This is a genomic window from Microbacterium sp. ZXT2-5, assembly GCF_055329545.1.
In genome coordinates, this window is sequence record NZ_JBUZWD010000001.1 from 2,648,135 (window position 1) to 2,668,171 (window position 20,037).

The following is a 20,037-nucleotide window of genomic DNA, read 5'->3' on the forward strand; positions in this document are numbered from 1 at the left end:
CGCCCGCGACCTCCGATGCTGTGCCCCGGCTAGGCTGCGGCCCGGCGATCCCGCCGTGCCAGGAAGATCACGAAGCCCAGCGCCACGAGGGCGGTGAGGCACAGCAGGCTGAGCCCGATCGTGTAGCTGTGGGCCTCCGCGTTGTACGTCGCGCCCATGACGAGCGGCGGGAAGTAGCCGCCGAGTCCGCCGGCGGCGCCGACGATGCCGGTGACCGTGCCGACCCGTTCGGAGGGGGCGCGCTGCGCGACCCACGTGAACACCGCGCCGGTGCCGAGGCCGAGGAAAAGGGCCATCAGCACGAACGATGCTCCCGCCGCCAGCTCGGGAGGCGGCTGGAGGGCGATCACGACGGCCATCACCGCGGCGCCGCCGAGCGAGATGCTGAGCACGGTCGCCGGTCCGATGCGGTCCGACAGCCAGCCGCCGACGGGCCGGGCGATCACCGCCGCGATCGCGAAGCCCGCGGTGCGCGCGCCGGCGTCGGCGAGGTCGTACCCGTAGACCTCTTTGAGGTAGGTCGGCAGGTAGGTCGAGAAGGCCACGAAGCCGCCGAACGTCACCGCGTAGAGGAACGCCATATGCCACGTGACGGCGAGCTTCGACGCGGCCTTGAGCTTCGGCATGACCGGCGCGGTGTTCGGCTTCCACAGCGGCGAGTCACGCATGAACAGCCACACGATGACCGCGACCACCAGCAGGGCGACAGCGATGATGATGTGCGTCGCGACGTAGCCGAACCACGCGACCATGCGCGGGGTGAAGAACGACGACAGCGCGGTGCCGCCCATACCGGCGCCGAAGAGGCCCGTGGCGAAGCCGCGTTTGGCGGGCTCGTACCAGGCGTTGACGAAGGGGATGCCGATCGCGAAGGTCGTGCCGGCGATACCGAGCAGAAAGCCGAAGGCGATCATGAGCGCGTAGGACCCCCACACGCCCGCCAGTGCCACGAGCACGACGGGCACGGCCGACGCCGCGGTCAGGATCGTGAACATGAGTCGGCCGCCGAACCGATCGGTGAACGCGCCGGTGAGGATGCGGCCGAGCGAACCGACCAGCACCGGTGTCGCGATGAGGAGCGAGGCCTCCGTCGACGTCAGTCCCATCTCGGCGGTGTACTGCACCGCGAGCGGCGCGACCATGTTCCACGCCCAGAACGTGATGGTGAACGCCAGCAGGGCGAGGAGGAGGTTCTTCGTGCGGCCCGGAAGCTCCCGAGTGCCCGTCGCGGCGGTGGCGGCAGCATCCGTGGTCATCGTCGTCCTCCGGTCTTGCCCGTGGTCGAGGCCTTGCGGTCGGGAGTGCGGTCGGTGGTGCCCACGGGCGCCCAGCCGCGGCGGATGCCGCGCGCCGTCGTCGGTCGCCCGTCCCGCGAGCGGTAGACGATGTACGGGCGGAACAGGTAGTGCACCGGCGCCGTGAATGCGTGCACGAGCCGCGTGAACGGCCAGATCATGAAGAGCACCATGCCGATGACGGTGTGGATCTGGAAGTCGAGCGTCGCATGGCTCATCGCCGCGATGTCCGGCTGGAACACGAACAGCGACCGGAACCACGGGGCCACCGTCTCGCGGTACGTCGTCTCGTGCGGCGGGCCGATGACGCTCAGCACCGTCGTGGTCAGCCCCGCGACGATCGCCGCGACCAGCACGACGTACATGGTCTTGTCGTTCTTCGTCGTCGCCATGAACACCGGTCCGGTGGTGCGGCGGCGGTAGATCAGGATGCCGACCCCGACGAGCGTGGCGAAGCCGGCCACCGTCCCCAGGCCGAGCGCGGCGAGGTGGTACATGTCCTCCGAGACCCCGAGCGCGTCGGTCCACGCCTTCGGGACGACGAGCCCCACGACGTGCCCGATGATCACGACGAGGATCCCGAAGTGGAACAGCGGCGAGCCGATGCGCAGCAGCCGCGACTCGTACAGCTGCGAGGAGCGCGTCGTCCAGCCGAACTGGTCGTAGCGGTAGCGCCAGACCGTGCCGCCGATGAGCACCGCGACCATGAGGTACGGCAGGATGCCCCACAGGAAGAGCTCCATCAGCGCCTCCCGACCGGCTCGAGCGGCAGGAGCCGCGGGTCATGCGCGTCGAGCCCGACCGACTCGCGCGGCGGTCCGGCGGCGGCCATCGCCATCGCCTGCTGGCGGTCCGCGGGGGAGCGGCCGGGGAGGGTGTCGCACACCGCGGCCACCACGCCGGCGTGCGGCGATCCGCGCTCGCCGAGCGCCAGCCGGATGAGCTCCAGGCTCGGGCGATACTCCTGCAGCAGGGCGGCCCCCTCGCCGGGCGCATGCCGGGCGAACTCGAGCACGAGCGGCAGGAAGTCGGGCAGCTCGCCCGTGCCGTCGATCGCCAGCCCCGCTTCGCGGTAGCGGCGCTTCAGATCGGCCAGCACGGCACCGCGCCGGCGGGTGTCGCCGTCGGTCCAGTAGCTGAGATACAGCGCGTGGCGACGCGACATGTCGAACGTGTCGACGTACGCGGCCTGCACGTCGGCGGCCGGGGTGTTCGCCCACCATTCGAGCACAGGGGCGAAGGATGCCGCGGCCTGCGGCGCCGCTTCGCTCAAGGCCCGGCCGATCAGCGCCGACGACCCCAGCACGCCGTCGTCGGGGTAGCTCAGGCACAGCGACGCCGCCTGGTAGACCACCCGGACGTTCACGGAGCGCCTCCGGCAGCGGCATCCGTCCCCTGGTCCCGAGGGGGGAACAGGCCGGGCGGCGCGCCGTTGCCGTCCCAGTTCAGGAGATTGACACGGCCTCGCAGCGACTCGTCGCTCGCCGCGGCGTCGGAGGTCTGTCGCTCCTTGAGGGCATGGAAGGTCTCGACCGCCACCGGCACCGGCCGGCCGCTGGCCTCGCCGAACATGCCCGGCTCGTTGCCGTACGGCCCGCCGTCGAAGTCGAGCGAGCACCCGAGCTCCTCGAGCTCGTGCGCCCGCTCGTAGTGGGCGGTCGGGATCACGTAGCGGTCCTCGTACTTCGCGATCGCGAGGAGCCGGTACATCGCGTAGATCGACTCGCCGGTCATGCCGACCGCCGCGGGGATGGACTCGTCGCGCTCGCGGTCGAGCGTGATGTCGCGCAGGTACGAGCGCATGGCCGCCAGGCGCCACAGGACGCCGGTGATGACGTCGGTGTCGCCGGCGGTGAAGAGCTCGGCGAGGTACTCGACCGGGATGCGCAGCGCCTCGATGGCTCCGAACAGCGTGCCGGCGGCCTCCGAGTCGTGGCCCTGGTCGCGCAGCAGGTCGACGATCGGCGACAGCGGCGGGATGTACCAGACCATCGGCATCGTGCGGTACTCGGGGTGCAGCGGCAGCGCCACCTTGTAGGTCTTCGCCAGGGCGTAGACGGGGGAGCGGCGGGCGGCATCCATCCAGTCCTCGGGGATGTCGCCCTGCGCGCGGGCCGCCGCGATCACCTCGGGGTCGTTCGGGTCCAGCATGAGGTCGAGCTGCGCCTCGTAGAGATCCTTCGGATCGGGCGTGGAGGCAGCCTCGGTGACGCGGTCGGCGTCGTAGAGGAACAGGCCGAGGTAGCGCAGTCGTCCGACGCACGTCTCGGAGCAGACCGTCGGGATGCCGACCTCGAGGCGCGGGTAGCACAGCGTGCACTTCTCGGCCTTGCCGGTCTTGTGGTTGAAGTAGATCTTCTTGTACGGGCAGCCGGTGATGCACTGGCGCCAGCCGCGGCAGCGGTCCTGATCGACGAGCACGATGCCGTCCTCGGCGCGCTTGTAGATCGCGCCCGACGGGCACGAAGCCATGCACGACGGATTGAGACAGTGCTCGCAGATCCGGGGCAGGTAGAACATGAACGTCTTCTCGAACTGCAGCTTGATCTTGTCTTCCGACTCGCGCCGCACGCGCTGGACGATGGGATCGAGGTGTCCCATCTCCGAGGCGCCGCCGAGGTCGTCGTCCCAGTTCGCCGACCACGTGATCTTCGTGTCCTCGCCGGTGATGAGGGACTTCGGCCGGGCGACCGGGAAGTCGTCGCCCAGGGGCGCGTCGATGAGCGTCTCGTAGTCGTAGGTCCAGGGCTCGTAGTAGTCCTCGAGCTTCGGCTGCACGGGCGAGGAGAAGATCGTGAGCAGGCGCTTCAGGCGGCTGCCGGTGCGCAGCGACAGCCGGCCGCGCTTGTTGAGCGTCCAGCCGCCGCGCCACTGCTCCTGGTCCTCGTAGCGGCGGGGATAGCCCTGGCCGGGGCGCGTCTCGACGTTGTTGAACCACACGTACTCGGTGCCTGCCCGGTTCGTCCACGCCTGCTTGCACGTGACCGAGCAGGTGTGGCATCCGATGCACTTGTCCAGGTTCATCACCATGCCCATCTGGGCCATCACGCGCATCAGAACACCACCTCCTGCGAGCGGCGGCGCACCGTCGCCACCATGTCGCGCTGGTTCCCCGTGGGTCCCAGATAGTTGAACGCGTACGACAGCTGCGCGTACCCGCCGATGAGGTGCGTGGGCTTGACCAGCAGCCTCGTGACGGAATTGTGGATGCCGCCGCGCCGGCCGGTCGCCTCGGACTTGGGCACGTCGATCGTGCGCTCCTGCGCGTGGTGCACGTAGACCACGCCCGTGGGCATGCGGTGCGACACGACCGCCCGCGCCACGAGCACGCCGTTCGAGTTGACGCACTCGACCCAGTCGTTGTCGGCGGCGCCGATGGCCGCAGCATCCGCGGGGCTCATCCACACCGTCGGGCCGCCGCGCGACAGCGACAGCATGAAGAGGTTGTCCTGGTACTCCGAGTGGATCGACCACTTGGAGTGCGGAGTGAGGTAGCGCACCACCACCTGCTGCGCACCGTCCGGACCGAGCCTGGGCTCGCCGAACAGCCGGTGCATGTCCAGGGGCGGGCGGTAGATCGGCAGCGCCTCGCCGAGATCGCGCATCCACGCGTGGTCGAGGTAGAAGTGCATGCGGCCGGTGAGGGTGTGGAACGGCTTCAGGCGCTCGATGTTCACCGTGAACGGCGCATACCGCCGCCCGCCGGTCTCGGAGCCCGACCACTCCGGTGACGTGATCACCGGCACGGGCGCCGCCTGCGTCATCGCGAACGTGATCCGCTTCTCCTCGGAGCCCTCGGCGAGGTCGGCGAGGGGTTTGCCGACGCGCTTCTCCAGCGTGCGGAACCCCTGGGCGGCCAGCTCGCCGTTGGTCGTGCCCGAGAAGGCGAGGATCGCCTCGGCCATCTTGACGTCGGTGTCCATCGCGGGGCGGCCGTCGGCCGCGCCGCCGAGCATCACCCCGTTCTTCTGCGCCAGTCGCACGGCCTCGTGCGCGACGTCGTAGGTCACGTTCTTGATCGTGAACCCGAGCGTGTCGGCCAGCGGCCCGACGGCGGCGAGCTTGTCGGCGATCGCGGTGTAGTCCCGTTCGACCACCGTGAACTGCGGCATGGTCCTGCCCGGGACGCCGGCGCCGTCCCCGCGCGCCCAGTCGCGCACCTCCCCGCCCGGCTGCGACGTCTCACCGGGCGTGTCGTGCTGCATCGGCACCGACACCAGGTCGCGGCGGGTGCCGAGGTGGGTGCGCGCCTGCGCCGAGAACTCCTCGGCGATCGCGTGGAACAGGTCGAAGTCGCTCTTCGCCTCCCAGGGCGGGTCGATCGCCGGGGTGAACGCGTGCACGAACGGGTGCATGTCGGTCGACGACAGGTCGTGCTTCTCGTACCAGGTGGCCGCGGGGAAGACGACGTCCGACAGCAGGGTCGTCGAGGTCATGCGGAAGTCGGCCGACACCAGCAGGTCGAGCTTGCCCTCGGGGATCTCGTCGCGCCAGGCGACGTCGTTCGGCCGCACACTCGCCTCGTCGGTGGCCATGACGTTGCTGTGCGTGCCGAGCAGGTACTTCAGGAAGTACTCGTTGCCCTTCGCGCTGGAGCCCATGAGGTTGGACCGCCACAGCGTGAGCAGACGCGGCCAGTTCTGCGGGGCGTCGACGTCGGAGATCGCCGGCTGCAGGTCGCCGGACTGGAGCTGCGAGGCGACGAAGGATGCCGCATCCGCCGCCTCCCCGTTCGCCACCGCCGCATCGGCCCGATCGGCGAGGTCGAGCGGGTTCACGTCGAACTGCGGGTAGAACGGCATCCAGCCCAGGCGCGCGGACTGGGCGATCGTGTCGGCGGTGTGCATGCCGGCGAGGTTGCCCTCGGCCAGGGGTGAGGCGAGGGCGTCGGCGGAGTACCCGTCGAAGCGCCACTGGTCGGTGTGCATGTACCAGTAGGCCGTGCCGATCATCGTGCGGGGCGGCCTGGACCAGTCCAGAGCGTTCGCGAGCGAGAGCCAGCCCGTGATCGGGCGGCACTTCTCCTGCCCGACGTAGTGCGCCCAGCCGCCGCCGTTGCGGCCCATCGACCCCGTCAGGATCAGCAGCGCGAGGATCGCCCGGTACGTGGCATCCCCGTGGAACCACTGGCAGATCCCGGCGCCCATGATGATCATCGAGCGGCCGCCGGACTCGACGGCGTTGGCTGCGAACTCCCGCGCGATGCGCGTGCACGCCTGCGCCGGCACGCCGGTGATCTCCTCCTGCCAGGCGGGCGTGTACGGCGTCTCGGCGTCGTCGAACCCCGACGGCCATTCGCCGGGCAGCCCGTCGCGCGCAACGCCGTACTGGGCGAGCATGAGGTCGAGCACGGTCGTGACGAGGATGCCGTCGACGCGGGTCGCGGGAACCCCGCGGCGCAGCACCCCGCCCGACCCGTCCGCCGAGTCGAAGCGGGGGAGCAGCACCTCGACCGGCTCGCCCGGCGTGCCGAGGTCGGCGATCGACAGCGCCGGCTCGACGCCCTCGAGATCGAGGTTCCAGCGGCCCTCGCCCGACGCGGCGTACCGGAAGCCCATCGATCCGTTGGGGACGCGCGGTCCGCCGGTCGCGGCATCCAGCACCACCGTCTTCCACGCGTCCTCGGGGGTGTCGCCGCCGAGGTCCTTCGAGGTGAGGAACCTCCCCGGTACGAAGGCGCCGTCTCGCTCGACGAGACGGACGAGGTGGGGGAGGTCGGTGTACTGCCGGGCGAAGTCGGCGAAGAACGGCACACGGCGGTCGACGTAGTTCTCCTTCAGCACGACGTGCCCCATCGCCATCGCCAGCGCCGCGTCGGTGCCCGCCTGGCAGGGCAGCCACTCGTCGGCGAACTTCGTGTTGTCGGCGTAGTCGGGGCTCACCGTCACGACCTTCGTGCCGCGGTAGCGCACCTCCGCCATCCAGTGCGCGTCGGGCGTGCGGGTGACGGGCACGTTCGAGCCCCACATCATGAGGTACGTGGCGTCCCACCAGTCGCCCGACTCGGGCACGTCGGTCTGGTCGCCGAACACCTGGGGGCTTGCCACCGGCAGGTCGGCATACCAGTCGTAGAACGACGTCATCACCCCGCCGACTAGCTGGGTGAAGCGCGTGCCGATGCAGTGCGAGACCATCGACATCGCCGGGATGGGTGAGAAGCCGGCGACGCGGTCGGGTCCGTACTCCTTGATGGTGTGGACGTAGCCGGCCGCGACGAGCTCGACCGCCTCGTGCCACGACGCGCGCACGAGCCCGCCCTTGCCGCGGGCCCGCTGATAGCGGCGGCGCCTCTCGGGGTCCTTCGTGATCTCGCCGAACGCTTCGACGGGGTCGTTGCCGCGCGCCTTGGCGGCCCGGTACTCCTCGAGCAGCACGCCGCGGACGTATGGGTAGCGGACGCGGGTCGGCGAGTAGGTGTACCACGAGAACGCAGCCCCGCGGGGGCAGCCGCGGGGCTCGTACTCGGGACGGTCGGGCCCGACGCTCGGGTAGTCGGTCTCCTGGGCCTCCCACGTGATGATGCCGTCCTTGACGTACACCTTCCACGAACACGAGCCCGTGCAGTTCACGCCGTGCGTCGAGCGGACGACCTTGTCGTGACTCCATCGGTCGCGGTAGAACGCGTCGCCCTCGCGCCCGCCCTCCAGGAACGCCGCGCGATGATCGGCGGTCTGGTCCCATCTGGTGAAGAAGCGCCCTGCCGCCAGCAGCGCATCGGAAGCCGGCCCGTCCACACCGATCTGGGGCGTCATGCCACGGACCATAGCGAATGGCCTGCCGAACGCGCCAGAGAGGGCGGGCCAGGCGCGTGGCATGAGGCGCGTGGCGCAAGGAGCCGAGACGGCGTGGTGCCCCCACAGGGGCTCGAACCCTGGACCCACGGATTAACCTGCTGCACTGAGTTTCCCCAGCCACCGTCTCCGGCTTGCAGTCTGGACTATATCTTCACCTTCGGCCGGGCCGGTCAGGTGCGCCGCGTGTAGTCTCTGAGGTTCCCTTGCGGTTACCTGCTGATTGCCCAATCCCTCGGATTTTCACTGCCAGGTGTCGTTCAGACACGTGGCGAGTACCTCGGGCTATCAGGGTGTTCCAGCATATAGCGGCGGTCATCCGACGCATTTCTGCGCCGGCGCTCCATTTGTTGTTGAAGTCCGTTGCTCTAACCAACTGAGCTATAGGGGCGTTCCCACCCTAGCAATGCCTCTTGGTACCGGGCACGTCGGTGGCCCGCTCTACCATCGGCGGTGTGCTCCGGACGGAGGCAGGCGAGGAGGGTGGCGAGGTGCTCAAGCGCTGCGGAACCTGCCATCAGGTCAAGCCGCTGGCCGATTTCAACCGTAAGTCCGCTCGTCCCGACGGCCTCCAGGAGGTTTGCCGAGACTGCAATCGCGAATCCTCCCGCGCATACTATGCGCGCAACCGTGAGCGGCACGTACAGGTCATCGTCGCGCGCACGGCGAGGCGTCGCATGGAATCCAAGGTCTTCCTCGCCGACTACCTCGCGGAGCATGCCTGCGTCGATTGCGGCAACACCGATCTCCGGGTCCTCGACTTCGATCACCGACCCGGCACGGCGAAGCGGAAGGATGTGATGGCGATGGTGCGCGAGGGCTTCAGCATCGCCAAGATCGAGGAGGAGATCGCCAAGTGCGATGTGCGGTGCCGCAACTGTCACGCGATCGTGACCCTGGAGCGCGGCGGGGCCAACTGGCGTTCTGAGGCGATGCGTCGAGCGAAAAACGGGTAACCGCCGTCAGCGGTTGCCCTTGCCGTTGCCGCTGTTGCTGCCCGGGCCGTTGCCGTTGCCGTTGTTGTTGCCGGGTCCGCTGTTGTCCGTCCCGCCTCCGCCGGTCTCGACCGGCTGCACGTCCTCGGCGGGCGCCTGCTCCACCGGCGCCTGCTCAACGGGAGCGGCCGGCTCCTCTTCGGCCGGTGCTTCCTCGGCGGGCGTATCCTCCGTCGGCGCCGGCGCGGGCTGCTCCTCGGCGGGTGCCGTCGGCGCAGGCTCCGGCAGGGCCGACCATGCGGAGGACAGCCAGAGCACCCCGAGGACGAGCCCGAGCACGAGCAGGGCCGCGACGATCGCTCCGATCACCACGGCACGGCGAGAGGGCCGGCGATCCTCGTACGGGACGGTTGGCAGGACGGATGCCGCGGCATCCGTCTGCGGTGACGCCGCCGCCGCTGCGGCGACGGCGGCGATGCGGGCATCGCGGCGGAGAGCTCCTCGTTCGGCGGGCGTGGCCGCTGCCGCCGCGGGCGTGGGTTGGACGAAGGCCTGCGTGGGGCCGGTGGTGGGATTCGCGGCGACGGGCGCTGCGGCGGACGTCCCGACGGAGGCGGCAACAGGAGTCGCGGCGACAGGCGTCGCGACCGGCGCGGTGGACGGGTCCGCCTTCTCGCGGGCGATGGTGTTCTCCATCGCGGCCAGTCGGGATGCGGCCGATACGACCTCGAGCGCCGTGGGCCGATCGTCCGGGCGGATGGCGGTCATGCCGCGCAGCAGCCCCTGCCATGCCGGGTGCAGGGTCTCCGGGATGCTGGGAGCCGCAGACAGCCGGGCGACGACGGTGCCGATGCCCTCCGCATCGCCGAACGGCCGCTCGCCGGTCAGCGCCTCGATCAGCAGGAGGCCGAACGCGTAGATGTCGGCCGGCGCGGCGGGGACCGCGCCCTGCGCCTGCTCGGGGGCGACGTAGGCCATGGTGCCGACGATGACGCCGGGCGTCGTCACGCGGGCGGAGTCCGTGAGGTACGCGATGCCGAAATCGGCCAGCTTGGCTCGCCACTCCCACCCGGGCCTCGGCGACTCCCAGAGCAGGACGTTCGAGGGCTTGATGTCGCGGTGGACGACCCCGTGCTCGTGCGCGACGTGCAGGCCCTCCGCGACGTCGATCGCGACCGACGCGACGATCCTCGGGTCGACGGGTCCACGGGCGATCAGGTCGCGCAGTGTGATGCCGTCGACGTGCTCCATGACCAGATAGCTGGCGTCGTCCGTGCCGATGCGCGCATCGAAGACCGTGACGAGCGAGTGATGGCTGAGGGAGGCGAGGAGCGTCGTCTCCGACAGCGCCCGCTGGACGGAGTCGATGCCGTCGGTGGGCTCGCGGAAGACCTTGACCGCGACGGAACGCTGGAGGTGCGTGTCGTCGGCGCGGTACACGCGCGCCATTCCGCCCTCGCCGATCCGCTCCTGCAGGACGTAGCGATTGTCCAGCAGTTCGCCTGTCGAGACTTCGCCCGACTCGCGCAGGTCTGTCACATGCCCCTCCCGTCCGGCGTCCGGACCCCTCCGGCGCGACTTCGGACTGCTCTCACGGTAGGCGCACCGCGGAGAAGCCGATAAGGACTTGACGGATGGGCGCGGGCATGCAAGCAGCGCGCCACGAGGCCGCCGACAGAACGTCGGCGGCCTCGCACCCCCCTGCATGCCGGCCGAGGCCGGCGGTCGGTCACTGAGCCGGCGGCATCAGGACCGAGTCGATGAGGTAGACCACGGCGTTGGCGGTCTGGACGCCGCCGCAGATGACGTTGGCGTCGTTGACCATCCACATCTCGCCGTCGCCGGTCACCTCGAGGTCCGCGCCCTGCACGGTCGTGTGGGTCCCGGCGATGTCGGCCGGCTCGATCTGTCCGGGCACCACGTGGTAGGTGAGGATCGACGTCAGCGTCGCGGTGTCCGTCTTGAGCGACTCGATCGTGGCGGGGTCGATCGCGGCGAACGCGTCGTCGACGGGCGCGAACACCGTGAACTCGTCGCCGTTGAGCGTGTCGACGAGGTCGACCTCGGGGTTGAGCTGACCGCTGACCGCCGAGACGAGCGTCGTCAGCAGCGGGTTGTTGGATGCCGCGACCGCGACGGGGTCGGCCGACATGCCCTCGATCGAGCCGGCGCCGTCGGGAACAGCCTCGGCGTAGTCGGCGCAGCCGGGCCCGACCAGATTCCCGGCGGGGTCGGCCGTCATCGGCTCCTCGGTCTCCTCCATAGCGGGCGCCGAGGGCTCGGCGGAGGGCTCGGCCTCCGTCGCAGCGCCCATCGAGCACGCCGACAGTGCGAACGTCGCGGCGACCGCGAGGGTGAGCCCTGCTGAGAGGCGCTTCCTGGTGATGCGAGACATGTCTTCCTCCTGCGTGCGGCCGTCGGGCCGCGATCTGGTGGACCCCGGTGGGGGCGGGCCGCAGAAGCGGCTGCACGGACTGTTCGGAAGGCTTCCCGGATCGGATTGGACGGAATCGGATGCCGCCACCGCCGTGTCAGCGGGGGCGGAAGTGTACTCATTCACGATCGGGCCGTCGCGCGCACCGACAAAGGGGGAGGAGTTTGGCATGCTGGTGGACGTGGTGATCGACGGAATCGACGTGCCGGAGGACGGCACCGAGCCCGTCGACCGCATCGGCGCCCTTCTCCAGCAGGTGGCAGCCGGCGACCAGACGGCGTTCGCGCGCGTGTACGACCTGCTGTCGCCGCGGGTCTTCGGCCTCATCCTCCGCGTCCTCGTGGATCGCTCCCAGAGCGAGGAGGTCCTGCAGGAGGTCTTCCTCGAGGTCTGGCAATCCGCCTCCCGGTTCGCTCCGAACAGAGGGCAAGGGAGGTCGTGGGTGCTCACGATCGCGCATCGCCGGGCCGTCGATCGCGTGCGTTCATCGCAGGCGAGCACGGACCGTGATGTGCGTGCGGGCTTCCGGGACCTGGATGTGGCCCATGACGGGGTCTCCGAGCAGGTCGAGCTGCGCATCGAGGGGGAGAGGGTCGCCAGCGCGCTCTCCGCCCTCCCCGAGGCGCAGCGGGAGGCGCTGACCCTCGCGTATTACGGGGGTTACAGTCAGAGCGAGATCGCGGCCCTGGTGGGCGCGCCGCTGGGGACGGTGAAGACGAGGATGCGGGACGGACTGTCCCGCCTGAGGGTCGAGATGGGGGTGACCGCGTGATGGACGAGCAGGAGTTCGCCGAGCTGGCAGCAGGAGCTGCGCTGAACGCGCTGTCGCCGGCCGATCGCGCGGCATTCGACGTGGCGCGTCGCGAGCACCCGGAGTGGGAGCACTGGGTCCGGGCGGATGCCGCCACCGTCGCCTCGCTCGCCGACGACGTACCGGACGCCCTTCCTCCGCTCACGCTGCGTTCCACGCTGCTCGCGCGCATCGCGACGACCCCGCAGCTTCCGTCGATCGACGCGTCGGTCGCCGCGGCCGCCGCGCCGGTGGGCGCGTGGCCCCGGGCCGGCGCGGAAGAACCTGCGTCGGCCGAGGCGCCCGGCCCCGACGACGACGCACCCGCCGGCGCCCGCGCGCCTGCGCAGCCCGCGGATGCCCCCGCCTCCGGCCGGGCGACGGAGCCTCCGCCCACCACTGCGACGATCCAGGCGGTCTCCCGCCGCAACTGGACGCGGGGCATCGTCGCGCTCGCCGCCTCGATGGTGCTGCTCGTGGCGCTCGGGCTCGGCGCCGCGATGGTCAACGACTATCTCAACCGGCCGCCCGCGGTGGTCGCGCTGCAGGAGATCGAAGGGGCGCCCGACGCCCAGTCGGCCACCGTCGACGTCGTCGAGGGCGGCTCCGCGACGGCCCACTGGTCCGAGTCGGTCGGCAAGGCGGTGCTGGTCTCGCAGGGGCTGCCGCAGATCGCCGACGACGAGACCTACGAGATGTGGTTCGTCCGCGACGGGGCGGCCGAGTCGGCCGGCACCTTCGACCCCGAGGGCCTGACCACGACCGCGCTGCTGGACGGCGCCGTCGAGTCGGGTGATGTGATCGCGATCACCGTCGAGCCGCAGGGCGGCTCGCCGACCGGCGAGCCGTCGTCCCAGCCGATCGTGCAGATCCCCACGGCGTGAGCCGCCGACGGGGGATGCGGGTAGCGTGAGGGCGTGGCATCCGCCCGGCAGACGATCCAGACGCTCGCGCACCTGCGCCGCGCCCGCGACCTGATGGACCGCGACTACGCCCAGCCCCTCGACGTGCCCACGATGGCGGCGCAGGCGCTCATGTCGCCCGCGCACTTCTCGCGCGAGTTCAAGGCCGCGTACGGCGAGACGCCGTACGCGTACCTGATGACCCGCCGCATCGAGCGCGCGATGGCGCTGCTGCGCGAGGGGATGTCGGTGACGGATGCCTGCACCGCCGTGGGTGCGACGTCGCTGGGCTCGTTCAGCTCGACGTTCACGGAGATCGTCGGGGAGACCCCCAGCTCGTACCGCGCCCGGCCGCACGACGCCGCGGAGGCCATGCCGCTGTGCGTGGCGAAGATCCTCACGCGGCCGACGCGATACGCGTAGCGCGAGGGCCCGCGCCGCGGGCCAGACCGAGCAGGATCGGAGAAGCGCGCTTTCCCGTCGCCCCCTAGCGTGGCTGTCATGACGAACATCGCACTCGCGTACAGCCCCATCACGGTCGACGACGTCGACGCCGCCATCCCCTTCTACCGCGACGGACTCGGCCTCGAGGTCGTCAACGACGTGTCGTACGACGGCCACCGCTGGGTGAGCTTCGGATTCCCGGGGCAGCCCGGCCTCTCGCTCGTCGTGTCCGACCCGACGGCCGGACGCTCGCCCGACGACGGCGAAGCGCTCGAGCGGCTCATCGCGAAGGGATCCGGCCCCGGCCCGTACGTCTTCACGACGACCGACCTGGACGGGACGTTCGAGAAGCTGCGGGCGTTCGGCGCCGAGGTCCTGCAGGAGCCGAAGGAGCAGGGATGGGGACCGCGGGATGCCGCGTTCCGCGATCCCGCGGGCAACCACATCCGCATCAACCAGGTCTGAGGCGGTGCTGCCCCGTGTGCCTGCCGTGGGCCGCCGCGCTGAAGCGGGACCAGGAGCTGCGCGAGCCGGTGCTCGTGGCGGCGAGTAGCCTGGACGGAATGAGCGACGCGTCCCGGGATTTCCACAAGCCCGTCCGGCGGCCGGCCGAACTCTTCGACCGGCGGTTCTCGGCCGAGGATCCGGCCGAGGTGTCCCGCGTCGCCCACTCCACCGCGCACGCGCTGCTGGCACGCGTCCGTGCCGACCCGGACGGCGCGATCGTCGACCGCCTCGTGGCGTTCACCGACGAGCACGGCATCGACGACATCGCCGAGCTGTGGTCGCGGTCGCCGGCGAAGACCCTCCCGGGTGCGCTGTGGCGGCTGTACCTCGTGCAGCTGATGATCCACGACGACCCCCGCACCTCTGCGCTGCTCTACGAGCGCGGCCGTGCCGAGCTCTCCTCCGCGGACGACGTGGTGGCCGGAGCGCCGTCGCCCGCCGGACCCGACGAGCTGGTCGCGCTGGTGGACACCATCCTCCGCGGCCTGTTCGAGGGCGACTTCGCCGTGGCGCTGGACAGGGCGGCGGCGTTCTGCCGCGTGCAGGCGTCGGGCGCCACGCATCTCGCCGACGACTACGAGGTCACCGAGCCCGACCGCGCCTCCGCGTTCACCACGCGGGCGCTGCGGCTCTCGGACTTCGCCGCCGATCTGTCGGCCTGCGCCGCCCTGTGGCGGCGCGACGCGCTGAGCTGAGCCATCCGGCGGGCGGCCGTGACCGGGAATGTGAGTGCCGGGCCGCAGAACGCCTCTCGGCGCGAGGCCGCTCGCAGCGGCAGAAGATGGAGCCCGGGGTTACTGCGGCCCGGCCGATACAGTCTAACCGAGGCCCAGGGGACCGTATTCCCCGGCCTAAGCTCTTGACATGGCTTGGCGCTTCGCCCTCGTGATCGACCCCGTGGCATCCGACGACCCGCGCTCGGACTTCTCCGGCACATTCACACCGATCGATGTGACCGCACCGGCGCTGAGCGTCGGGGAGATGAGCACGCAGCGCGGCGACGGGATCTTCGAATCCATCGGGGTGGTCGACGGCCACGCGCAGGAGGTCGGTCCCCACCTCGATCGCCTCGCGCATTCGGCGGCCCTGTGCGACCTTCCCGCTCCGCACCGGGAGCAGTGGCGGCAGGCGATCGCCGTGGCCGCCCAGCACTGCCCGCCCGACGCCGAGGCGGTCATCAAGCTCATCCTGAGCCGTGGCGTGGAGCACGGGCCGACGCCGACGGCGTGGGTGACGGCCGCGGAGGCCCCCGACAACGCCGCGGTGCGCGAACGCGGCATCCGCGTCGTCACGCTGGACCGCGGCTACGGGATCGACACGCCGCGGAGGGCGCCGTGGCTGCTCCTCGGGGCGAAGACGCTGTCGTACGCCGTCAACATGGCGGCGATCCGCGAAGCGAAGCGCAGGGGCGCCGACGACGCGATCTTCGTCACCTCCGACGGCTTCGTCCTGGAGGCGCCAACGGCCTCGCTCATCCTCCGCGTCGACGGCCGGTTCCTCACGCCCGCGCCCAACGGCGGGATCCTGCACGGCACGACGCAGCTCAGTCTGTTCGCGCACCTGGAGGAGCAGGGCGCCGAGACCGCGTACGAGACGATCCCCGTCTCGGCGCTGGCCCGGGCGGATGCCGCGTGGCTGGTGTCGAGCGTCCGCCTGGCCGCGCCCATCCGCGCGATCGACGGCAGGGACGTGCCCGTCGACGGTGAACTGACGGCGTCCTTCAACCGCTACCTGCTCACCCCGCGCGACTGACCGCCGATCAGCCGAATCGACCCGAGACGTAGTCCTCGGTCGCCTGCACGGACGGCGTGGTGAAGATGGTCCTGGTCTCGTCGTACTCGATGAGCTTGCCGGGCTTGCCGGTGCCCGCGATGTTGAAGAACGCGGTCTTGTCGCTCACGCGCGACGCCTGCTGCATGTTGTGGGTCACGATGACGACGGTGTAGTCGTTCTTGAGCTCGCCGATCAGCTCCTCGATGGCGTACGTGGAGATCGGGTCGAGCGCCGAGCAGGGCTCGTCCATCAGGATCACCTCGGGCGAGACCGCGATGGCGCGCGCGATGCACAGACGCTGCTGCTGACCGCCCGAAAGGCCCGAGCCGGGCTTGTCGAGGCGGTCCTTGACCTCGTTCCAGAGGTTCGCGCCGCGCAGCGACTTCTCGACGAGGGCGTCGGCGTCCGACTTCGACATCTTCTTGTTGTTGAGCTTCACGCCCGCCAGCACGTTCTCCTTGATCGACATCGTCGGGAACGGGTTGGGGCGCTGGAACACCATGCCGACCTGGCGGCGCACGAGCACCGGGTCGACGTTGGGCGCGTACAGGTTGTCGCCGTCGAGCAGCACCTCGCCCTCGACGCGGGCGCCGGGGATCACCTCGTGCATGCGGTTCAGGGTGCGCAGGAAGGTCGACTTGCCGCAGCCGGAGGGGCCGATGAAGGCGGTGACGCTGCGCGGTTCGATGTCGAGGGAGACGCCCTCGACGGCCAGGAAGTCGCCGTAGTAGACGTTGAGGTCGTTGACTTCGATGCTCTTGGACATGATTTCCGTCGGTGCTTTCGGGTTGGGGATGCTCAGCGGCCGAGCTTCGGCGAGAAGACCCTCGCGACGATGCGCGCGATGAGGTTGAGGAGCATCACGATGACGATGAGGACGAGCGCGGCGGCCCAGGCGCGGTTGTGGTACGCCTCGACGGGGATGCCCGCGTTCATGTACTGCGTGTAGACGAACACCGGGAGCGTCATCATGCGCCCGTCGAAGAGGTTGTAGTTCATCGAGGTGGCGACGCCGGCAGTGAGCAGCAGCGGCGCCGTCTCGCCGATGACGCGCGAGATCGACAGCATGACGCCGGTGGTGATTCCGGCGACCGACGTCGGGAGGACGACCTTGGCGATGGTGCGCCACTTCGGCACGCCGAGCGCGTACGACGCCTCGCGCAGCTCGTTGGGCACGAGGCGGAGCATCTCCTCGGTGGATCGCACGACGACGGGGATCATCAGCACCGCCAGCGCGATCGAGCCCATGATGCCCATGCGGATGCCGGGACCGAAGAACAGCGCGAAGACGGCGTACGCGAAGAGGCCGGCCACGATCGACGGGATGCCGGTCATCACGTCGACGAGGAAGGTGATGCCGCGTGCGACCCGGTTCCCCGCGCCGTACTCCACGAGGTAGATCGCGGCGAAGATGCCGATCGGGATCGAGATGACCGCCGCCGCCAGCGTGATGAGCAGGGTGCCGACGATCGCGTGCAGCGCGCCGCCGCCCTCGCCCACGACGTTGCGCATCGACGAGGTGAAGAATTCGGCGGACAGGCCCGCGACGCCGTTGACCAGCACGGTGATCGCGAGCGAGACGAGCGGCACCATGGCCACGAGGAAGGCGATCGTGACGACGCCCGTCACGAGCCGGTCGACGCCCTTGCGCCGTCCCTCGACGAGTGAGGAGGTGGTCGTGATGAGCGCGAGGTAGAGCAGGGCGGCCACGACGCCCCACCCGGCGAGGTTGAAGCCCTCGCCGGAGCCGATCGAGAGGACGCCGAACAGGATCGCGCTGATGGCGAGGCTGCCGGCGAGGATGGCCCACGGCCCCCATGCGGGCAGGTGCCCGCTGGTCAGGCGCGGTGTCTCGCGGACCGGCGCCTGCTGCGGCGCCTCGGGAGGAGCGGTCGTCACGGTCATGTCAGTTCGCCCCCGAGAATTCCTTGCGACGGCTGACGATCCATCGGGCGATGGCGTTGACCGCGAAGGTGACGATGAAGAGGATGAGGCCCGTGGCGATCAGCACGTTGATGTTGGTGCCGTACGCCTCGGGGAAGGTGAGCGCGATGTTCGCGGGGATCGTGCTGGGGTTCTCCGACGTGAAGAGCTGGAAGGTCACGACGCCGGTCGCCGAGAGCACCATGGCGACGGCCATCGTCTCGCCCAGGGCGCGGCCCAGGCCGAGCATCGAGGCCGAGACGATGCCGCTGCGCCCGAAGGGGAACACGGCCATGCGGATCATCTCCCAGCGGGTGGCGCCCAGCGCGAGCGCGGCCTCCTCGTGGAGGACGGGAGTCTGCAGGAAGATCTCGCGGCAGATGGCGGTGATGATGGGGACGACCATGACGGCCAGCACGATCGCAGCGGTGAAGATCGTCCGGCCGGTGCTGGACACCGTGCCGCCGAAGAGGGGGAACCACCCCATGTTGGCGTTGAGCCAGGCATAGACCGGCTGGACGGCGGGGGCGAGCACGAGGATGCCCCAGAGGCCGAAGACGACGGAGGGCACCGCGGCCAGCAGGTCGACGACGTAGCCGAGACCCTGCGCCAGGCGACGCGGTGCGTAGTGCGAGATGAAGAGCGCGACGGCGACCGCGAGCGGGACAGCCATGAGCAGCGCCAGGAACGACGCCCACACCGTGCCGAACACGAGGGGCCACACATACTCCCAGAAGTTCCCGGTGAGGATGCTCGCGGTCTCGCTCGTGGCGGTGAGGCCCGGGATGGACTGGATGATGAGGAACAGCGCGACGGCGGCCAGCGTGACGAGGATCATCAGGCCGGCCGAGAGTGCGGTCCCCGAGAACCAGCGGTCTCCTGGTCTCTGCTTGACCTTGGCCGCGGGGGCGGTGGTCGTCGTCATGGTGTCCTTCGGGTTCGGGTCTTCTCAGGGGTGATGCCCGGCCCGGTCGTGGACGACCGGGCCGGGCATCGATGTTCTCAGTCCGTGACGATCAGGTCGATCGCCGCGTTGACCTGCTCGCGCAGGGTGTCCGAGATCGGGGCGCTGCCGGCGGCCTCGGCCGCGGCGTCCTGGCCCTCGGCGCTGGCGACGTGCTGCAGGTAGCCCTTGACGATCGGTGCGACCGCCGCGTCGGCGTACTCCTGGCACGCGATCATGTAGCTGACGAGGACGATGGGGTAGACGCCTGCCTCGTCCGAGGTGCGCTGGAGCTCGATGGCGAGGTCGCCCTCACCGCGGCCCTCCTCGAGCGGCGACGCGTCGACGATCGCCGCAGCGGCCTCGGGCGAGTACTCGACGAACTCGTCGCCGACCTTGACGGCGGCGGTCGAGAGGCCCTCCTCGGCAGCGCGGGAGGCGTCGGCGTAGCCGATGGTGCCGTTACCGCCTGCGACGGCCGAGACGACACCCGAGGTGCCCTGCGCAGCCTCGCCGGACGAGAGCGGCCAGACACCGTCGGGCTCGCTCGTCCAGACGTCACCGGCGGCCTGGAACAGGTAGTCGGTGAAGTTCTCGGTGGTGCCCGAGTCGTCGGCGCGGTGCACCGGCGTCACGGCCAGATCGGGAAGCGTCACGCCCTCGTTGAGCGCGGCGATCGCCGGGTCGTTCCAGTTGGTGATCGTGCCGGCCATGAGGCCCGCGATCGCGGCGGCGTCGAGGTTCAGCGCGTCCACGCCCTCGATGTTGAAGATGACCGCGATCGGCGAGATGTAGGTCGGGAGCTCGATGATGCCCGAGCCGTCCACGCACGCGTCGAACGGGCCGGCCTCGATCTCCTCGATGGTGAAGGCGCGGTCCGAGCCCGCGAACGGGAAGGCGCCGGCCTGGAACGACTCGCGGCCCGCGCCGGAGCCGGACGGGTCGTAGGTGATGGTGACGTCGGGGTTCGCGGTCTGGAAACCGGCGGTCCAGGCCTGCACCGCCACCTCCTGCGCCGACGATCCGCCGCCGGCGATCTCGCCGGAGAGCTCGGAGGTGGTGCCGCCGGTGGTGTCGCCGGGAGCGGTCTCGTTGGCGGCGCAGCCGGCAAGGGCGAGGGCCGCGACAGCGGCGACAGCGCCCACCTGGGCGATGCGGGAGATCTTCACTGTGTGAATCCTTCACGTGTCAGGGAATCAGGTCCGTGCAGGACCTTCGGGTGGGAACCCGGTGCGGGGTTCGCTCTGAAACGTAGGCTCGGACTCTTAAGAGAGTGCGCTGCGCAGGTGAACGGGAGGTG

At 70.3% G+C, this 20,037-nt stretch carries 18 protein-coding genes; 7 read left to right on the top strand and 11 right to left on the bottom strand.

Annotation, left to right across the window (positions count from 1 at the left end; translation table 11 throughout):
* Positions 1-29 precede the first annotated feature (29 nt).
* The 5 genes from ACZBH1_RS11775 to ACZBH1_RS11795 are packed head-to-tail and all read right to left on the bottom strand — an operon-like array spanning position 30 to position 8,047.
* On the bottom strand, positions 30-1,256 hold the full coding sequence (locus ACZBH1_RS11775) for a nitrate/nitrite transporter (RefSeq protein ID WP_463646468.1): 1,227 nt from the start codon (positions 1,254-1,256) through the stop codon (positions 30-32).
* Positions 1,253-2,038 (bottom strand): respiratory nitrate reductase subunit gamma, encoded by a 786-nt coding sequence (gene narI / locus ACZBH1_RS11780; RefSeq protein ID WP_463646469.1) that lies wholly within the window; start codon positions 2,036-2,038, stop codon positions 1,253-1,255. The genes ACZBH1_RS11775 and narI overlap by 4 nt, the downstream gene beginning before the upstream one ends.
* Positions 2,038-2,661, bottom strand: coding sequence for a nitrate reductase molybdenum cofactor assembly chaperone (narJ, locus tag ACZBH1_RS11785; RefSeq protein ID WP_463646470.1), 624 nt, complete (start codon positions 2,659-2,661; stop codon positions 2,038-2,040). Before narJ ends, narI begins: the two co-directional genes overlap by 1 nt.
* Positions 2,658-4,349: a nitrate reductase subunit beta gene (gene narH, locus ACZBH1_RS11790; RefSeq protein ID WP_336396722.1), complete on the bottom strand. Its 1,692-nt coding sequence runs from the start codon at positions 4,347-4,349 to the stop codon at positions 2,658-2,660. Before narH ends, narJ begins: the two co-directional genes overlap by 4 nt.
* Positions 4,349-8,047: a nitrate reductase subunit alpha gene (locus ACZBH1_RS11795; RefSeq protein WP_463646471.1), complete on the bottom strand. Its 3,699-nt coding sequence runs from the start codon at positions 8,045-8,047 to the stop codon at positions 4,349-4,351. The genes narH and ACZBH1_RS11795 overlap by 1 nt, the downstream gene beginning before the upstream one ends.
* Before the next feature lie 494 nt (positions 8,048-8,541).
* Between ACZBH1_RS11795 and ACZBH1_RS11800 the strand changes: the two genes are divergently transcribed.
* Positions 8,542-9,042, top strand: a complete 501-nt coding sequence (locus tag ACZBH1_RS11800) for a hypothetical protein (RefSeq protein WP_463646472.1) — start codon at positions 8,542-8,544, stop codon at positions 9,040-9,042.
* A 6-nt stretch (positions 9,043-9,048) separates the two neighbouring features.
* Here ACZBH1_RS11800 and ACZBH1_RS11805 read toward each other — a convergent pair whose 3' ends face one another.
* Both ACZBH1_RS11805 and ACZBH1_RS11810 read right to left on the bottom strand, forming a co-directional pair.
* Positions 9,049-10,560, bottom strand: coding sequence for a serine/threonine-protein kinase (locus ACZBH1_RS11805; RefSeq protein ID WP_463646473.1), 1,512 nt, complete (start codon positions 10,558-10,560; stop codon positions 9,049-9,051).
* A gap of 190 nt (positions 10,561-10,750) precedes the next feature.
* Positions 10,751-11,416, bottom strand: a complete 666-nt coding sequence (locus ACZBH1_RS11810) for a fasciclin domain-containing protein (RefSeq protein ID WP_336396718.1) — start codon at positions 11,414-11,416, stop codon at positions 10,751-10,753.
* Positions 11,417-11,624: 208 nt separating this feature from the next.
* Between ACZBH1_RS11810 and sigK the strand changes: the two genes are divergently transcribed.
* From sigK to ACZBH1_RS11840, 6 genes are all read left to right on the top strand, one after another.
* Entirely contained in the window at positions 11,625-12,227 is a 603-nt protein-coding gene (gene sigK / locus ACZBH1_RS11815) for an ECF RNA polymerase sigma factor SigK (protein ID WP_378882030.1), read from the top strand.
* The gene (locus ACZBH1_RS11820) at positions 12,227-13,129 is read left to right on the top strand and encodes an anti-sigma factor (RefSeq protein WP_336396773.1); all 903 of its coding nucleotides are present in this window, start codon (positions 12,227-12,229) and stop codon (positions 13,127-13,129) included. Before sigK ends, ACZBH1_RS11820 begins: the two co-directional genes overlap by 1 nt.
* 93 nt (positions 13,130-13,222) lie before the next feature.
* Positions 13,223-13,570 carry a helix-turn-helix transcriptional regulator gene (locus tag ACZBH1_RS11825; RefSeq protein ID WP_336396772.1) on the top strand — a complete coding sequence of 116 codons (348 nt, stop codon included), beginning with the start codon at positions 13,223-13,225 and terminating at the stop codon, positions 13,568-13,570.
* 78 nt (positions 13,571-13,648) lie between these two features.
* Positions 13,649-14,056 (top strand): VOC family protein, encoded by a 408-nt coding sequence (locus tag ACZBH1_RS11830; RefSeq protein ID WP_336396716.1) that lies wholly within the window; start codon positions 13,649-13,651, stop codon positions 14,054-14,056.
* A gap of 98 nt (positions 14,057-14,154) precedes the next feature.
* Positions 14,155-14,793 carry a DNA-directed RNA polymerase subunit beta gene (locus tag ACZBH1_RS11835; protein ID WP_336396715.1) on the top strand — a complete coding sequence of 213 codons (639 nt, stop codon included), beginning with the start codon at positions 14,155-14,157 and terminating at the stop codon, positions 14,791-14,793.
* Positions 14,794-14,962: 169 nt separating this feature from the next.
* Positions 14,963-15,850, top strand: coding sequence for an aminodeoxychorismate lyase (locus ACZBH1_RS11840; RefSeq protein WP_463646474.1), 888 nt, complete (start codon positions 14,963-14,965; stop codon positions 15,848-15,850).
* A 7-nt stretch (positions 15,851-15,857) separates the two neighbouring features.
* On the opposite strand, the gene pstB is transcribed toward ACZBH1_RS11840, so the two are convergent.
* The 4 genes from pstB to ACZBH1_RS11860 form a co-directional block, all read right to left on the bottom strand.
* A complete protein-coding gene (gene pstB / locus ACZBH1_RS11845; protein WP_194396018.1) occupies positions 15,858-16,637 on the bottom strand; it encodes a phosphate ABC transporter ATP-binding protein PstB in 780 nt (259 codons plus the stop codon).
* 32 nt (positions 16,638-16,669) lie between these two features.
* Entirely contained in the window at positions 16,670-17,776 is a 1,107-nt protein-coding gene (gene pstA, locus ACZBH1_RS11850; RefSeq protein ID WP_336396713.1) for a phosphate ABC transporter permease PstA, read from the bottom strand.
* Position 17,777: 1 nt separating this feature from the next.
* Positions 17,778-18,719, bottom strand: coding sequence for a phosphate ABC transporter permease subunit PstC (gene pstC / locus ACZBH1_RS11855; protein WP_378882024.1), 942 nt, complete (start codon positions 18,717-18,719; stop codon positions 17,778-17,780).
* A 77-nt stretch (positions 18,720-18,796) separates the two neighbouring features.
* Positions 18,797-19,906, bottom strand: coding sequence for a phosphate ABC transporter substrate-binding protein PstS (locus ACZBH1_RS11860; protein ID WP_336396711.1), 1,110 nt, complete (start codon positions 19,904-19,906; stop codon positions 18,797-18,799).
* Between the last annotated feature and the right edge of the window lie 131 nt (positions 19,907-20,037).

What these genes read in the sequence shown, in the direction of transcription:
- ACZBH1_RS11775 (WP_463646468.1), bottom strand. Translation starts at nt 1,256, where the DNA reads ATGACCACGGATGCTGCCGCCACCGCCGCGACGGGCACTCGGGAGCTT.
- ACZBH1_RS11810 (WP_336396718.1), bottom strand. Translation starts at nt 11,416, where the DNA reads ATGTCTCGCATCACCAGGAAGCGCCTCTCAGCAGGGCTCACCCTCGCG.
- ACZBH1_RS11825 (WP_336396772.1), top strand. Translation starts at nt 13,223, where the DNA reads ATGGACCGCGACTACGCCCAGCCCCTCGACGTGCCCACGATGGCGGCG.
- pstC (WP_378882024.1), bottom strand. Translation starts at nt 18,719, where the DNA reads ATGACGACGACCACCGCCCCCGCGGCCAAGGTCAAGCAGAGACCAGGA.
- ACZBH1_RS11820 (WP_336396773.1), top strand. Translation starts at nt 12,227, where the DNA reads ATGGACGAGCAGGAGTTCGCCGAGCTGGCAGCAGGAGCTGCGCTGAAC.
- pstA (WP_336396713.1), bottom strand. Translation starts at nt 17,776, where the DNA reads ATGACCGTGACGACCGCTCCTCCCGAGGCGCCGCAGCAGGCGCCGGTC.
- sigK (WP_378882030.1), top strand. Translation starts at nt 11,625, where the DNA reads ATGCTGGTGGACGTGGTGATCGACGGAATCGACGTGCCGGAGGACGGC.
- ACZBH1_RS11835 (WP_336396715.1), top strand. Translation starts at nt 14,155, where the DNA reads ATGAGCGACGCGTCCCGGGATTTCCACAAGCCCGTCCGGCGGCCGGCC.
- ACZBH1_RS11840 (WP_463646474.1), top strand. Translation starts at nt 14,963, where the DNA reads ATGGCTTGGCGCTTCGCCCTCGTGATCGACCCCGTGGCATCCGACGAC.
- narH (WP_336396722.1), bottom strand. Translation starts at nt 4,349, where the DNA reads ATGCGCGTGATGGCCCAGATGGGCATGGTGATGAACCTGGACAAGTGC.
- ACZBH1_RS11795 (WP_463646471.1), bottom strand. Translation starts at nt 8,047, where the DNA reads ATGACGCCCCAGATCGGTGTGGACGGGCCGGCTTCCGATGCGCTGCTG.
- ACZBH1_RS11830 (WP_336396716.1), top strand. Translation starts at nt 13,649, where the DNA reads ATGACGAACATCGCACTCGCGTACAGCCCCATCACGGTCGACGACGTC.
- pstB (WP_194396018.1), bottom strand. Translation starts at nt 16,637, where the DNA reads ATGTCCAAGAGCATCGAAGTCAACGACCTCAACGTCTACTACGGCGAC.
- narI (WP_463646469.1), bottom strand. Translation starts at nt 2,038, where the DNA reads ATGGAGCTCTTCCTGTGGGGCATCCTGCCGTACCTCATGGTCGCGGTG.